8 protein-coding genes are annotated in these 17,081 nt (G+C 39.6%); 6 read left to right on the forward strand and 2 right to left on the reverse strand.

The annotated features are described in order from the left end of the window. Positions 1-334: 334 nt before the first annotated feature. From GQR46_RS00160 to GQR46_RS00175, 4 genes are all read left to right on the forward strand, one after another. The gene (locus GQR46_RS00160) at positions 335-4,045 is read left to right on the forward strand and encodes a TonB-dependent receptor (RefSeq protein WP_165739238.1); all 3,711 of its coding nucleotides are present in this window, start codon (positions 335-337) and stop codon (positions 4,043-4,045) included. A gap of 62 nt (positions 4,046-4,107) precedes the next feature. Continuing rightward, positions 4,108-5,895, forward strand: a complete 1,788-nt coding sequence (locus tag GQR46_RS00165; RefSeq protein ID WP_165739240.1) for an Ig-like domain-containing protein — start codon at positions 4,108-4,110, stop codon at positions 5,893-5,895. A gap of 156 nt (positions 5,896-6,051) precedes the next feature. Next, entirely contained in the window at positions 6,052-7,095 is a 1,044-nt protein-coding gene (locus tag GQR46_RS00170; protein WP_165739242.1) for a family 16 glycosylhydrolase, read from the forward strand. A gap of 12 nt (positions 7,096-7,107) precedes the next feature. After that, positions 7,108-9,036, forward strand: coding sequence for a CRTAC1 family protein (locus tag GQR46_RS00175; protein WP_165739244.1), 1,929 nt, complete (start codon positions 7,108-7,110; stop codon positions 9,034-9,036). A 70-nt stretch (positions 9,037-9,106) separates the two neighbouring features. Here GQR46_RS00175 and GQR46_RS00180 read toward each other — a convergent pair whose 3' ends face one another. Further along, complete coding sequence (locus GQR46_RS00180; RefSeq protein ID WP_165739246.1) at positions 9,107-11,647, reverse strand: TonB-dependent receptor; 2,541 nt, start codon at positions 11,645-11,647, stop codon at positions 9,107-9,109. Positions 11,648-11,991: 344 nt separating this feature from the next. Continuing rightward, the gene (locus GQR46_RS00185) at positions 11,992-14,127 is read right to left on the reverse strand and encodes a multiheme c-type cytochrome (protein WP_165739248.1); all 2,136 of its coding nucleotides are present in this window, start codon (positions 14,125-14,127) and stop codon (positions 11,992-11,994) included. A gap of 344 nt (positions 14,128-14,471) precedes the next feature. Here GQR46_RS00185 and GQR46_RS00190 point away from each other — a divergent pair, with 344 nt between their 5' ends. Further along, positions 14,472-15,893, forward strand: coding sequence for a sulfatase (locus tag GQR46_RS00190; RefSeq protein WP_165739250.1), 1,422 nt, complete (start codon positions 14,472-14,474; stop codon positions 15,891-15,893). A gap of 19 nt (positions 15,894-15,912) precedes the next feature. After that, entirely contained in the window at positions 15,913-17,076 is a 1,164-nt protein-coding gene (locus GQR46_RS00195; RefSeq protein ID WP_055255562.1) for a mandelate racemase/muconate lactonizing enzyme family protein, read from the forward strand. The last annotated feature ends 5 nt before the right edge of the window (positions 17,077-17,081 follow it).

Genomic DNA, 17,081 nt, shown 5'->3' on the forward strand with positions numbered 1-17,081 from the left:
GGGATTTTGAGTCTCTTTTTTTGTTTTGTATAAAAAATAAAAATATCTACGTTACTTTCACTTAAATATTAATGAATTTAAATTGTTTAAAAACAGCGGTTTAAATCATTTTGTTTGAAAAAGAAACAAAAATGTAAAAATCAAAGTAAACGACTTGTAAATATAAACATCATATGTTTAACTTGATCGCAAGTTAAGCAACGCTATGAAACGAAATTAGGATACCAGGACGTTCATTCATTTTATCTGTGGCGCTTAACTAACAATAAAAACAGACGACATCATCACACACTGGCATTGAGAAAAACGATGCCGATAAACAGGAGAGCACACAATGCAGCATAACTTTAGGTTATCAGCAGTCTCTGCAGCTATTATTGCTTCGCTTATTTCATCATCTGCTTTTGCACAAGAAGATGAAGAAAAAGAGAAAATAAAACTACAAAAAGATATCGAAATAATTGAAGTCCAAGGAATCAAAAGTAGCTTACGAAAAGCGGTAAACGCAAAGCGCTTTTCCGACAACGTAAGTGACTCAATTCATGCTGAAGATGTAGGTAAATCAACAGATCAAAACATCGCTGATGCACTATCTAGAGTAACAGGGGTGAGTATTCAAGAAGAGGGCGGTGAAGGAACACGTATATCAATTCGTGGTGCCGGACCTTCTTTAAATCAAATATCAATGAATGGTGTCGCACTTACCGGTGGACTAAGTACCGATGGCTCTAGTGCGGGTGCTACTAACGATAACAGTGTTGATTTAAGCTCTTTTTCGTCAGATATATTGTCATCTATCGATGTAATTAAAACATCTTCTGCTGATAACGATGAAGGCTCACTCGGTGCAAGTGTTGTGCTTAGAACTGTAAAACCGCTAAATTTAAACAAACCACGTCGTTCTTTTACGGTTGAAGGGCGCTACAACGAGTTTTCTGATGAAAGTGACTCACGCATTAATTTTAGCTTTTCTGATAAATACTTCGACGATACCTTTGGCTTTATTATAACCGCCTCTAAAGATACCCAAAAAACACGACAAGATCGTATTAATACCGATTGGGCTAACGGCGCAATTCCTATTGTTGATTTAGATGATGCGACTGGCCGTACAGCACATGACACTGTTACAGGCAAAGCAATCAGGGTACTTGGCAATCAACGTGATGCTGATGGAAATAAGCTTTTTGGTGAAAATGGAGAAGCATTATTAAATCCACTGAGTTCACTTAATAATTACGACCCTGAAACGCAAATATTACATGAAGGTGATTTATTTGTTTTAGCGCGTGAGGTTATTGATTTTACATTAAATAATGACCAACGAGATCGCTTGTCAGTGTCTACAGGTTTTCAATACCAACCAACAGAGTCACTCGATATTCAGCTAGATGTAACTCATACAGAGCAAGATGTGTTAACCGACAGTCAACGACTGCGTTTAAACATGGGACCTGTAACACCTTTAATTTATGCCGGTGACGACAATACAGCACTAAACGGGGTTGATTTATCGACCAATACCTTGCAGCAATCAAGTAGCCGCTCTACAAGTGGTAACTTTGTTCGCTCCTACGGACTTAGAGAAATTGATACTAATGTTGCGTCACTCGATATTGATTATCAGGTAACCGATTCATTAAATATGAATGTAAGAGCTGGTTTTTCTAAAACGACAGATGAAACACCAAATGATGATGAGAAAGACCGTTACATCTCTATTAGTACAGCTACATGGGGCACGGCAGGTCGTCAAATAGTTGAATCAATGCCCGATGGCAGCCACGAAATGGTTGGCTACGACTGTGGTAGCAATGGAGAATGTAGTTACTCAACAGGTGTTACTCCAGGGGAGTTTGACGCATTTGATGGTACGTCTAATGCGGTATACAGCCGTTTTAATCCGTATGACATGCAGCACAATCACTTAGGTAGTTTAGTGCTTCGTAAAAACAAATTAGCGGATACAAACAAGTCGCTTTTTGTTGATTTTGACTATGCGCTTGATGGCGACTTTATTAGATCGCTTGAGTTTGGAGTTAAGTGGTCAAATCGTAAAAAAGATGTCTCTATTCAAAATAGAGCAACCACAAATGGCAGTGACTTAATAGATTTAGAAGACCCTGATCAAGCGTTTGAAGTACGTGGGCTTGGTACAATTCGCTTAGCCGATATAGTGGCTGATAGCGCCTATCCTTACGATAATTTTGGTGAAGATATTCAATCAGACCGCTCTGCACAGTTTTTTAATGGCTGGCCGTTACTAGATGCCGAAAAAGCGCTTGAAATTGTTTCAGGTAAAGATGCAGGCGAAGTAGGTATACGCGAAACCATTACAGGCAGTCGTAATATTGAAACCGAAACAAAAGCCGCTTATTTTAAAGCAAACTTTGAGCTGATGGATGGCAAGCTAACAGGTAACTTAGGCCTTAGGTATGTAAAAGATGACACAACAGCAACAGGCGTAGGCGGTATTAACTTTATTCGTAATCCGCAAATGGTTGATGCGTACAATTTGTTAGTTGAACGTGGTTTAGCAAATACAAATTTAGATGCCTGCCCGGCAGCTGTTATGGGGGTCTCTGACACGGGTCAGGCTGATCATCGTTACACACCTACAAACGATGCTGAGCTACAAAACTGTTGGGCATGGCAAATCACTCATGCGTATAACCGCTCAAACCCAGCTACTTTCCCTGTTGATCCGCAAACGGGTCAGTTTGTAATTCCCGGTGCTGATGGCAACACTGGGCTGGGTGTAAATCAGCAAGTGTTTGTAGATGAAAATGGCAACATTATAGCTAACAATGCATTACCTTCTTTAATTTACGACAGCAACGGAAATTTAGTTCCAACGTCAGCTAATGCATGGGCACACTTTGCAAGTAACGGACAAATTTGGCCATTTTTAGACAGAACAACCTCATTTACAGGGCCACAAGGTAGCGGACGTGAAGTACAAGACCGCGTTGCATGGGTTACTAAAAAAGGCGGACATGACGCTTATTTACCTAGCTTAAACTTAAATTATGCAGTTAACGAAGAAATGATTGCACGTTTTGCTGTTAGTAGAACAATGACGCGTCCTCGTTTTGATTCATTAAACCCACGTACACAAATTTTTGAGCAACAATGGGACTCTGCTAATGGCTCAGCAGGTAATGCAAATTTAAAACCGCTTAAATCAACCAATCTCGATTTGTCTTATGAGTGGTACTTTAGCGATTCAGGCTTGCTGTCGGCAGCGTTTTTTTACAAAGATATGAAAGACTTTGAAGAAACGGTGGTTGTTCCGTATCACTACAAAGACGTTAGGACTGAATACGATTTACAAACAGCCGATTTATTACTTGATTACGATGAGAATAGAGCACCAGGTAGCGAAGAAGATTGTATGCCACTTAGGCAAGTTGCGGGATTTTTTGACCAATGGCGCATTGAATGTGACGTTGTAAACGTAACCACAGTAACCAATGGTAAAGGCGCCGATATTAAAGGTGTTGAACTAGGTTACAACCAAAACTATGACTTTTTACCAAGTTATTGGGGTGGCTTAGGTTTAAACATGAACTATACCTACCAAGATTCAGAATCTGATCGTCAGCAGGTAGGTAATACCGATATATTTTTAAAACCACTACCACAACCTTTCACTCCAAAGCATTCCCTAAATACAACACTGTATTGGGAACAAAAAGGGATTCAATTACGTTTAGCGAGTCGCTACACAGGGGATCAATTAGTTAACCGAGGTTTAGTTGGCGGCGCTACATGGCAAGAGGCAACCCATCGTTTGGACTTTAGCTCAAGTTATAAAATTAATAAAAACTTTAGCTTAACTTTTCAGGCACTTAACTTAACTGATGAAACTAACCGAATTTATTACACCAGTTCATTTAGTCGTAATGCGTTTGAAGCTAACTCGCAAGAGGTTGTGCTTGATGAAGGTAATGCAATTGAAGATAGCAGTGTGACTACTTCGCGTACAGCATCAGTTTGGAAAACAGGTCGTCAGTTCCGTGTTGGTCTTCGCGGTACCTTTTAATTGAGAAACTATTAGCAGCGGGCCACGTTAGGCGCGCTGCCTTACAAATCTTGGAGAGTAAGATGAAACATAACTTACTAATAAAAACAGCAATTAGCAGTGTTATATTTTCAGTATTAACAGGGTGCGGTGGAACGGATGAAGGTTACGATCCGCAGTTTAAATCTGATTTAGCACTTGTAATCGATACCGCAGTAATCACGAGCACATTAAATGAAGAGTCCGGAGTTCAAGAAATTGATTTACTGCAAGGCGTAACAATCGACGGTAAACCAGCCTCTGAGTCAGGTGCAACCATAAACGTAAGTGAGTTAGAGTTTGTGGTTAATAATAATTTCACTACCCCACAAACAAGTGCTAATACCATTGCATCACACCGAATTTCACCTTTTACACAATCAAGTGATAGCACTAAATTAGTTATAAATACCGATGCGTTTTCGGCGGCATTAAGACAATGCGACCAAACCGATATAAGAGGCGCTTTAGATGGCGGTGGTAATCCTATTTCTGATGGTAACTTAGATTTTCCGAACCAAGTTATTTATAACATTACATATTCTATCAATAATGGTGCAGCTGTTGAACCGAGCGGCGCACTGCCTACACGTACATTACAATTAACTGTCAATGCGATTGATGATGTTGTAACTGAGGTCAGCGTCTCGCCGATTGAAATTCCTGCTGGTGGTCAAGCAAGTGTATTCGCATCAGCGATACCAAGTTACGCGTGTAACCCCGCACTTATTTATTCAATTGCAGATGAAGATATTGCAACCATTGATGAAAATGGCCTTATTAGCGCTAAAAATACCGGTGAAACAACTATTACAGCCACAAGTGTTGATAACCCCGATGCTTCAGCAAGCGCCACACTTACAGTGACAGGTGCTTTTAGTCTTGCAATAACAAACGACGATAAAAATGAGCTAGGCGCTTCTTCAGGTAACAAGGACGTTCCAATCTGTGTGGCCAGTGGTGTAGAAGTACAGCCGGCTTTACTAAACGCAGAGTTAAGCGGCGAATATACTTTTGATTGGACACTTAACGATGAAGTTTCATTTACGAAAAGCTTAACCGCAAAAAGCGGCTTTGGAGAAGTACTTGCCGTTAAAGCACCTACAACAATAGATAGCTCAAATACGGTAACGGTTGAACTTATTGATGGCGATACAGCAAGTACACCTTTATCACTTATTTCGCAAAAAAGTATTACGGTCAATACCGTTAATAACCAAATGTGTGAGCCGGGTGTGTCTGAACACGAAGCAGGCTTTAACACCGACTTTAACCTCAATGGTGAAGGCGCACCTTATAAAGGCAATGCCACTTATAGCGTATCGGCAACCTCTGTGTCGGGTAATGGTCGTTCGCTTGAAATTACAGCGGGTACTGCAACTCAAGGTGAAGCGAATACACCGTACTCTTTTGCAACTCAGCAAGTTTGGAATAAACAACGTAACTGGTATAGCGCCAACTATGGACGTGGTGCCGAGTCTGTTGATAAAACATACCGTTATGCCGTGTGGGTTAAGTTAAATCAAGTGCCTGTTGAACCCGTTACGTTGCGCCATGTTGTTGTACCGTGGGTTTATGACGGCATACCTGAGGATGCAAATGGATTTACAGGTCGTTACTCAGAAGCGGGCTTATTTAGCGCAGCACTCGCAGCTACTACGCAGTGGCAATACATCGAGTTTGTAGAGGATTCAACTAATAAACGCGACTGGGCTATTCCAGCAACATGGAGCTCAGTAACTGATGTGTTTACCCTTTGGGAAGTGTACGGACTGCCAACGGGTGATTCAATCTTGATTGACGATTACGCCGTTACGCGTACCGATATTTAAGCGAGTACTAGACGCATAACATAATATTAATTAAAGCGGCTTTAAACTAAATAGGTTTAAAGTCGTTTTGTTTGCTTATAAGCCACTAAAAATCTATTTATTTACGTATTAATTTTTAACTTTCACACAAACTTACATACAAAATAATGAGACATCATGAACAACACGCAAAAAAATATAAAAACACATAAATTGACGCTCACAGCAGCATTATTGTCGGTAATAACCATTGGCGGTTGTAGCAGCGATGCGACGACTAACACGCAAAAGCTTCCCCAAACTAAAAATAACTTATTGCCTTTAACAGATCCGCAAAACACCGGTAAATGGGTACTTAACACTCAAGTAAGTGACGAATTTGAAACCAGCACTATCAATGAAGAACGTTGGTACATTGTGGGTAAACTTGAAAACGGTAAACCTGTTTATAAGCATCCAGATAATCCAAATAAAAAAGTATGGAAAGGCCGCGCACCTTCGCAATTTTCGGGTAATAACTATCGCCTAGAAAATGGCAAACTAAAACTTGAGACACGTTGGGAGCCTGACTTTCCTTTTGAACAAAAAATACATAAGCCTGTGTTTGGCGATGCACTTAAATACGAAAACCTCACAACGGCATGCTTTATCGGCAGAAAGTCTTTTCAGTACGGATACATAGAAATTAAAAGCAAAGCCGCTGATGCGCAAGTGAGCAGTGCATTTTGGTCGATGGGCGAAAAGTTAGAAGTTGATTTTTTTGAATTATATGGCGACTCACTTGATCCTAAAAAAGATCACATAGACAGTGAATTATGGTGGTCAATCCGCGATTGGAATAAAAAAGTAAAAGGCAAGCCAACTTATACAGAGCGCAAAGATTTAGGCTTTAGAGTAGCAGATGACTTTCATGTTTATGGAATTGACTGGAGCGCCCAAGGAATTAAATATTATGTTGACGGTAAATTATTTAGCGAAGTATCTGCAGCACAAGCTGATGCCTGGGCAAAAGAGCATCGCGGGGTTGATACAGGCTATGTAGCCACTAAACCACTGTTTTTATGGCTTGATCAGGAGACTTTTCCTTGGCATGGCGTACCAAAAAGTAAAGAAGAGCTTGAACGTAATAGCCCTGAGGGCAAAAAAGATGATGGTGTAGTCGACTTTGAAATTGAATACATCCGTGTGTGGCAGCAAAAACCATTACAGTCAGTTAAGTAAGGAGTGGGTTAAATGAAAAAAAATAGTAAGCCAGCAAACACGTTATTTTGTTTATCACTGATCGCTACAAGTATTCTGCTTTATGGATGTAACACCACTCAAAGGGCAAGCAATGAAACGCTAAGCGACAACAGCAGTAATAAATTAATGTTTAGCGAATCGCACAATATTATACCTTTTGAGCCGCTATCGCGTCGTAAATGGGATAGCGCGCTGATTGCAGACTTTGATAAAGACGGCTATCAAGATGTATTAATTACTGAGCATACCCACGCAGTAAAAATTTTTTGGAATAACAAAAACAATACCTTTTCAGCACCACAGATAATTATTAAAGGCGACACACACGGCGTGGCTGTTGCTGATTACGACTTAGATGGTCGTATGGATTTAATAATAGCCCAAGGCGGTGGTGGAGGCCTAAAACCGCGTTTACCTGTATCGTTTCAAATAAATCATGACCGGACTGTTGAAGGCGGAGAAACGTTTAATAATTTTGAACGTACACGCGGACGTGCGGTTAAATTAATTGATGGCAATAACAGTGGCACTTTAGATTTAATGCTCTCTGCTTTTCCGCTTAAAAAGCAAAAAAAGGGAGCCAACCATATATATAAAAACGAAGGGCATAATCAGTTTAAGTTTGTCGATTACTTACCTACTGCAAAATGGCTTGGATATAAAGCCTTAGTTAGTGATTTTGATAATGACGGGCACAGTGATTTATTTTTTTACGGTGGAGATGACATTGTTGCAGCGCAGAGTAAATCTGATTTAGGTTATAAAAATAAAAGTAAGGCTGTACTAGGAAATAATCGCAATATTAGCCATGTAAGCAGCATGACCGAAATCGATTTTGATAATGACGGTGACTTTGATTTATTTTTAACTCGCGCTAAACACCAATTTGAGCAACACACCTTTTACGATGCTCAATCTCAAAACTTTGCTTTTTTCACTCGTAACGAAGCATTTAAATTTGAAGATTTTAAAATCGAAGGTGACTTTGAAATAGAAAACCTGCAAATGGCTTACCCCCATTTTAATGTGTTTATTGGTAAAAATAGTGCGCCTTTAGCATTACAAGGGCACGGCGGCAGTGAACGTACGGTAAAGGTAACAAAAGAGCAAGCTGCTGGCTGGCCTAAAAAGCTACATAAAAAAGGTTTATATATAGGTTACTTAGGTAACGATACTTGGCGCGTAGCGGGGGATACTAAATCACCTACAGCCGGTGTTATTAAAAGAGTGACTAATTCACCCAAAGTAAAAGGGCTTGAGCCATTACCAGCGGTATTATTAGAAAACCAGCAAGGAAAATTTGTTGATGCAACAGCCAAGCTAAATATTAATCTTAGCGAACCCACAACCAGTGCTGTAGCCGGAGATTTTAACAACGATGGTTGGAGTGACTTATTTGTATTACGTTATGGCAATCCAGCAAAAGCCAACGAGCAGCTACTGTATTTAAATCAGCAAGGTAAAGGCTTTAAGGCTTTACAAAATCATGGTGTTATTTCAACTGAGCTTGGAGCAACAGGGGGCAGCGCACAGGCCTTTGATTATGATAATGACGGCGACCTTGACTTAATTTACTCAAACGAGCGCGGCCGTTGGCATTTATTTACTAATAACACAGCTTTAGATACGCAGCATAATTTTTTAGTCACTAATATTGGTTACTCACCTAACGCTGGTGTGTCGGCATTGGGAGCTACTGCGACTATAAAAGCGTGTGGGCAAACTTATAAACAAGTTGTAGGCGCGACAGGTGCTGGCTTTTCACAAAGCGAAAATAACAAGTTACACGTTGGTTTAGGTACGTGTACACAGATAAATAATGTATCGGTTCGTTGGAGTAATAATGAGCATGTAGATATTAACAATGCAGTTATAAATGACGCTAACGGGGAGTTAGTTGGAAGAAAAGAGCCGCTGTAAGTAATTAAATGCAGATATAAAAATAGCGCTTATTAAGCGCTATTTTTTTGTATTTAGTTTTCGTTATCTATTAAAAGCTATATTGAACGCTTGCACCCACATAACGACTCCAATCTCGAGGGTAGAATGCTTCCCCAAACCCTTCAGAGTTTATACGTTGGCGGGTAGTGTACGACTTATCAAATAAGTTTTTAATGAATACACTAAACTTTAGGTTATCTTTGCTTACGCTTAAATAACCATCCCAAATGCTTGACGATGGGTTAGCTGATTCGCCAAAGGCAAGTTCGTTAATTGATTGCGTGTGGCTGCCATTATAACGCCAAACTGCACGTGTATTAGCATTCCAGCCTGTATCAGCAATTTGTGTATTATATGAAATAGTACTTAAAAATTGTTGCTCAGCATTATTAGGGAAAGATAAACCCGTTTGATCAAAGCTCTGATTGCCTGTTGAATCAGTTGTACAACGAGAAGCAAGTAAACCACCATCACCAGCAGGACAATTGATAGGTGTATCAGCAAAGTCCTCGTAGCGTGCATCAAAATAAGCGTAGTTAAATGACCACTTTAATTTATCTGATATTTTAACCACCACATCGGCTTCAATACCGGTTGAACGTGCTTGTGCTGCGTTTACATAGCCTGCAAAAATAATGTTATTTTCTTCATCTATTACACGGCTGGCACGTACTTGATAATCGTCAACTCTCATATCAAAGTACGTAAAGTTAAACAGTAAATCGTTATTAAAATACGCTGAACGCAGACCTACTTCAAAGTTTGAAGAGTTTTCAGGATCGGTAGGGAAGTTGTCTGCATCGGCAGGGTCGGTATTTGTTGTTACAAAGTAAGATGCCCCTTTATAGCCGGTAGAATAATTTACATAACCGCGAATATCATCAGTAAAGTCATACCCTACAACCGCTTTGTATATAAAGGCGGTGTCTGAGTTATCAAATTTAGTTGGCGCGTCTTGGCGTAAAATAAGCGATGGATCTGTTTGAGCAAGTTCTAATACTTCATTGAATGTTTCCATTCCAACACCTGTAGAAGGTGTTGCCAAATCTGTACGAGCAAAGGTTGCATCACTTTTTTCGTGTAATAATCTAAAACCAAAAGTAGCATCTAATTGCTCAGTTATTTGGTATTCAAGTTGTCCAAAAATAGCGACGTTTTCAAAACCAGTTGTAAAATCACCACTATTTAGTAAGCGAGAAGGCGTTAGTAATGAGCGGTCGTCATCGCCAGTAGTTGCATAGTTAGCTAAAAAAGCATCGGTAGATTGCTTTGAATAACACCCTGTTAATTTGCCGCCTTCAATAAAGCCACGGTTACCTGCAATACAGCCGTCACGTATTTCAGAGCGCTGACCGTCGGTATCATGGTAAAAAAGACCTAATACCCAATCAAATTTTTCATTATTAAATGACGAAATACGAAACTCTTGTTGAAGCACATCTACTGATTCGTTACCACCAAAAGCGGTTCGCTCTACAGGAAAATTAATAGTGAAAAATGCTGAACTGTTATATAAATCAAAATCTCTGTAGCTACCATTATAGCTAAGTGTAATTTCATCATTTAGGTAGTAATCAGCCGATATTGAAAAGCCAAAATTTTCTGTTCTACCAAAGTTACCTTCTGCATTACGCGATGTAACTGGGCCGCCGGCTTCTTCAAAAGTAGACTCAGGATTTACACGGTTATAGGTTGTGCCTTCAATAGTGCCATCATCTTTTACATTAACGATTGGACGAGGGCCAAAATCTGGGTTTATTCCACCTAAACGAGTAAGAGAACAACAATTTGTGTCTGTCTCTGAATATTCTAAGCGAAATAGTACGTTTAATTCTTGGCCATTATCGTATAAAAGTTGGCCGCGACCAGCTTTCGTTGTTTTTGCGCCTATGGTGTAATCTTCTTCACCAGGCATGGTGTTTTTTATCCAACCATCAATATCACTGTATTGCGCGTTAAATCGAGCTGCCCAGTTTTCGTTAAGTGGTACATTTACGGTGCCGCTAAAATCAGTGCCATCAAACTCAGTAACCTGTGCTCTAACCGTGCCTGAAACTCGGTCATCTAGTTGCGGCTTTTTAGTTACATAATGCAATAGGCCTGTTGATGTGTTTTGGCCAAATAAAGTCCCTTGTGGGCCGCGCATTGCTTCTACACGCTGTACATCTGAAATAGGTAAGTTAAGCATTGATTGGCGAGGTAATACTTCTCCATCTATAACGACAAGGTTTGAAGACTGTAAGCCAATTGAATTTGTAAAAGTGCCTATACCACGTGTTTTTAATGTTGTAGTTCGTATTTCACTGCTGTCATCAATGCCAAAACCAGGTAAGTAGGTGACTAGATCAAACCCATTATCTATACCAATTTCTTGAATTAAATCACCGCTTAGCACTTCGATTGAAGAGGGAACTTCTTTTAATGCCTGATCGCGTTTTTGTGCGCTCACTAAAATAACTTCAAAATCGTCTGAATTGCTTTTAGCTTGTTTTGCGGTTGTTTCTTCTTGTGCATATGCAGTGTGTGTGAAAGCTGATAAAGAACAACATGCAAGTAATATTGCTGTATGCAATTTACTGTGTTTAAGCATTTTAACCACTCCGTTTCTTCATAATTACTGTGTGTGCAGATAATGCAACGGCAGTATCTGTTATTTAGAATCAGGCTAATTAAACAGCGACTCTTAATTGCGATAAAGCTATAAGCAATCAAGAAGTGTAAATAATCACGAATGATTCATTCTAACAATTTAAACATATGATGTTTGCAAGTGCAATGTGTTGATTACTTGTTTATTAAATGTTGCTTGTAATATTGAGTTTATAACCTTGTATTACCGTTTAAGTAACACAAGATTATTAAGTTAAGTGGTTGAATTTTAGTCTCTAATCTAAATTACAGATTTAGAGTGAAAAATAATTTAATTTCAAAAAATTATTTTAAACGAGCAAAAAAGTGGTAATCCTCAGCATTTTTAAGCTTTTGAGCAAAGCTCATTCCTAAGTTTTTGAGCTGCTGTGCATTATTATAAGCACCAATTTTGAGCTTTAATTCACTCACGGCCTGCGCTGTTGAGCCAATGCTATCTAGCGCTAAAAAGTACAAATAAGCGTATTGCACGTTATTACTCTCAAGTGTCATTGCGTGTTTAAACGAATCAACTGCAGCGGGTTTGTTACCGCTTCTAATAAGCGCCATACCGTTTGCATAATGTAGCGGCGCAGAGGTAGGTACTGCTTTTAAACCACTATTTAACGTGCTTTGCATTTTTGCTGTTTGACCAAGGCGATAATAAATATCGGCTAAATTTACATAACTTGCATCAAAGTAAGGGTCAACGCTAATGCCTTTTTGTAACGACTTTATAGCACCGTTTATGTCTTGTTTATTAAGCGCGAGCATACTTTGATTTATGTTACCTTCACCGCGCCATGTATTGACAGTATTAGCGTGTGCAAGCTCTATAATTGATTGATTAAGCCCGTTTAACTGCGCTGTTGTTTGGCTTAGGTTTTGCGCAGCAGCAACACGCACCGATTTTAATTTGTCGGTTAATAGTTGCTTATAGCTTTTTAAGCGCTCTGCTTCGGGGAGTAAAAAGCCCACTTTAGCAATCGCTAAGCGAATAAGCGGAAGCGGCGAGTTAACCCAACTTTTTACTGTGGCATCGCTTAGCTCAGCGCCCGAATTGCCTAAATAGGCAATTGCACTGGCACGGTCTATTTCGTTTAACGAAAAGTCATTAATTAAGCTCATATGTGCATTTTGCGATATCGCTTTTAATGAGCGCAGTTCAAGCATACTGTGCTCGCTTGCACTTAATGCCGGTGCTTTACCATGCCATTTTTCAAGCGTGCTTGCTGCCCATTCGTTTGTTTTACCGTCGTGGCATTGCACACACGCATTGGGTGTATCGTATTTTATTGATATGTCAGGGCGCGGAATTTTAAAGCTGTGGTCGCGCCTGTCATCAACGCCCATGTATCTGTTGGTTGGCATGTGGCAGCTAACACATTGTGCACCGGTTGATTGTTCTTTATGGCGATGATGCTCGGGTTTGTTATATTCGCTGGCACTGTGGCACTGTAAGCACAGCCCATTTGTTTTTGTTTTAACTTTCATGGTGTGTTTATCGTGGCAGTCAACACAGTTAACTCCGGCTTTGTACATTTTACTTTGTGCAAAAGAGCCAAACACATACACTTCTTCTTTAATTTGGCCATCGGCGTGATACAAATTTGGTTCTAAAAATGAAGGGCTAAATTGATCCAAAAACGCTTGGCTGTTATCAAAGCCATCGGTTAATGGACTTCTAAGCGAATGACATGCATAACAGCCTTGCATAAAGCTGTTATCGCGCGGCTCACCTTGCCAAGTAGCAATTTTGTTATCGCCAATTATTTTCCACTGCGACATATTGGTAGGGCTTGTTTGAGCTGTCTTTATTATTTTTTTAGTTTTATGTTCATCCGTTATATCGCTGTGGCACGATTTACAGCCCACATTTATATTCGAGAAGTGCGTATCAAAGCTTTCTTTTTCAGTAGTGTAATTACGCTTTAAATTATCTGAATGGCAATCGGCGCACATGCCGTTCCAGTTTTGCAGAGGTTGCAGCCAATGGAGACGGTCGTTAGGTTTTACATCCTCGTTAGCGTAGTTGGCATACCAACGCTGACCGCCTAGTGATTTAGCGCGACTATCCCATGCAAAAGGAAATACCTGGTATTTGCCTTTTTCAACTTCAATTAAATACTGTTGCAGTGGGTCAAAGCCAAATACATAACTTACGGTGTACGTTTTTTTAGTACCTTGCTCGGTCAAATCAATTAAAAAGGCCTCTTTTTCTTTATAAAATACGGCTTTTTGAGAAAAATGGGTCGCGGTTATATTATTAAAATCACCAAGCACGGTATCTGTATTGGCTAAAGCCATTGAATTTGCATGGTCTGACTGTTTCCAATCGTGGGTTTGTTGTTGATGACAAGACTGGCACTCATCATTTGCAATCGCTGAAAAACAGCTGCATAAAAAAAGAACAACAAAAAGGCTGTTTTTTATATTTATCATTTTAGAATCCACCTTTAATAGCACACCAATGCATACTTAAAATTAAATAACAGGCCGAAGCTAAGTACACAGTAAATAGGCTTTGCCTTTAAACTGACACTGTTATTAGGCTTAAGTAATAGTGAGAAATTGAAAAATTAATTTCAAAATATCATACATCATATGTTTGCAATATTGTTATGTTTTGTTTAGTGTAGCGATATTGTGATTTATAAACGCATTATTTACAACTCAACCATTAAATTAACTAGCCGTAATAGTCTAATATAACCAATATGTTAGCTATGGTGTAATTAATGTTTTTTAACTATGTGCTTAACTATTATATTAAATAGGAAACTGTGATGAATAAGCTACTTGTTCTTCTTTCTGTATGTTTAGGCTTTTGCGTTAGTGCTAATGCAATGGCAAAAGCACAAACAGAAAAACCTAATATTGTTTTAATTTTTGCTGATGACGCAGGTTTTGGTGATTTTGGCTTTCAAGGTAGTACGCAGCTTAAAACACCTAATTTAGATAAACTTGCCCAAAGCGGTGTTCGTTTTACTCAAGGTTACGTGAGTGATTCTACTTGCGGTCCTTCACGTGCAGGTTTAATGACGGGTAAGTACCAGCAACGTTTTGGTTACGAAGAAATTAACGTACCTGGTTTTATGAGCGATAACTCAGCACTTAAAGGTGCAGATATGGGCTTGCCATTAGATCAAAAAACAATGGGCGATTATCTTAAAGAGCAGGGCTATAAAACAGCGGTATTTGGTAAGTGGCATTTAGGTGACGCCGACAGGTTTCATCCTTTAAAACGTGGTTTTGATACCTTTTTAGGGTTTAGAGGTGGCGACAGAAGCTACTTTAACTATTCAGAACAAGAAATGAAAAACGGAAACAAACATTTTTTTGATAAAAAATTAGAGCGCGACTTTGGTAATTACGAAGAGCCAAAAGAGTACTTAACCGATGAGTTAGGTAAAGAAGCCGCTAAATACATTGAACAAAACAAAGACGAACCCTTTTTTATCTACCTAGCTTTTAACGCAGTACACACTCCGCTTGAATCAGATCCTAAAGATTTAGCTAAGTTTCCAAACTTAACGGGCAAACGTAAAGAGCTTGCTGCAATGACCCTAGGGTTAGACAGAGCCAGTGGTTATGTACTTGATAAACTTAAAGAGCTAGGCTTAGATGAAAATACTATTGTGGTTTTTTCAAACGACAACGGTGGCCCATCTGATAAAAACGCCTCAAATAACGCCCCACTTTCAGGTACTAAGTCTAACCAATTAGAAGGGGGCATTCGTGTACCATTCTTAATTAGTTGGCCAAAGCATATTAAACCAGGTTCTACTTACGACTACCCAGTAAGCACACTAGATTTACTGCCTACTTTTTACAGTGCCGCAAAAGGTAAGGCGTTAGGTAATGATATTGATGGCGTTGATTTACTCCCTTATATTCAAGGTAAAAACACAGCACGCCCACATAAAGTGATGTACTGGAAAAAAGAAAACAGAGCTGTAATACGCGATAACGATTGGAAACTTATTCGTTACCCAGACCGCCCAGCAGAGCTATACGACCTAAGCACAGACATTAGTGAACAAACAGATTTAACAGCAAAAAATCCTGAACGTGTTAAAACTATGTTTAAATCATTGTTTGAATGGGAATTAACGTTAGAGCGTCCGCGCTGGTTATTAAAAAGAAAATACGAAAAATACGATATAGACCGCATGGATAAATACCGTTTACCAGCAACTCAACCTTAATAACGCATAGGTAATAATAATGAAAATAGAATCTGTTGAAGCGCTTTTAGGCTGCGTAGGAAAACGTAATCAGCTATTAGTAAAAGTAGTAACCGAATGTGGCATAGTTGGCTGGGGCGAATCGGGTTTATCAAATCGAGAGCAAGCAGTTATTGGCGCGATACATCACTTTGCTGGATTTTTAAAAGGGCAAGATCCACGTAAAATTGGCCGTATTTGGCAAGAACTATACCGCAGCCATTATTTTGAAGGGGGCCGTGTAATTACGGCTGCTATTTCAGCGATTGATATTGCCCTTTATGATATTTTAGGTAAGTCACTACAAGTGCCTGTTTATCAGTTGTTAGGGGGCAAACAACGCGAGCACATAGCGTGCTTTGCGTGTTGTTATACAGAGGCCGATCCTGATAAATTTGACGATTTAGTTAAAGAAGCAAAAGCACTTATAGCGCTAGGTTGGACAACAATAAGAGTGATACCGAGTCGTTTTGACGACCCTGTGTTTTTTGAACCACAAGAATCTATAACGCGCACAGCTCGCTGCCTAAATGAGCTACGTAAAGTACTCGGGCCTGATATTACACTTGGTATTGATTACCATCACAGATTAAGCGTGGCTGAGGCAGCTTCGTTTTGCCAACGTTTAAAGCCCGATACACTCGATTTTATTGAAGAACCGATTCGTCATGAATCTCCTGATGCGTATAAAACGCTGCGTACTTTAACGCATATTCCTTTTGCGATTGGTGAAGAGTTTAGCTCTAAATGGGCAGCTAAACCTTATATAGAGCAGGGGCTTACTCAATATTTGCGTGTAGATGTGTGTAATATTGGTGGCTTAACGGAGGCGATGAAAGTGGCTGGTTGGGCTGAGGCACATTATATAGATGTTATGCCACATAACCCGCTTGGCCCTGTGTGTACAGCAGCCACAAATCACTTTGCAGCAGCGCTACCAAATTTAGGCTTAATGGAAACGCACCAAGGCCCGTTTAGTGAGTTTGGCGCCCATGATCCACTTCTTTTTCCTAAGCAGCATGTGTTAACAGGCAATAAATTTACTATTCCTGAAGTACCTGGTTTAGGTGTTGAAGTGAATGAAGCCGCGTTTAGATTGGCAACCCCTGTAGAAACCGAAGCACCGCATTTATCAAAGCGTGATGGTTCACATACTAACTGGTAACTTGT

It is taken from the genome of Pseudoalteromonas sp. Z1A6 (genome assembly GCF_011378745.1).
GTDB classification, from domain to species: Bacteria; Pseudomonadota; Gammaproteobacteria; order Enterobacterales; family Alteromonadaceae; genus Pseudoalteromonas; species Pseudoalteromonas arctica.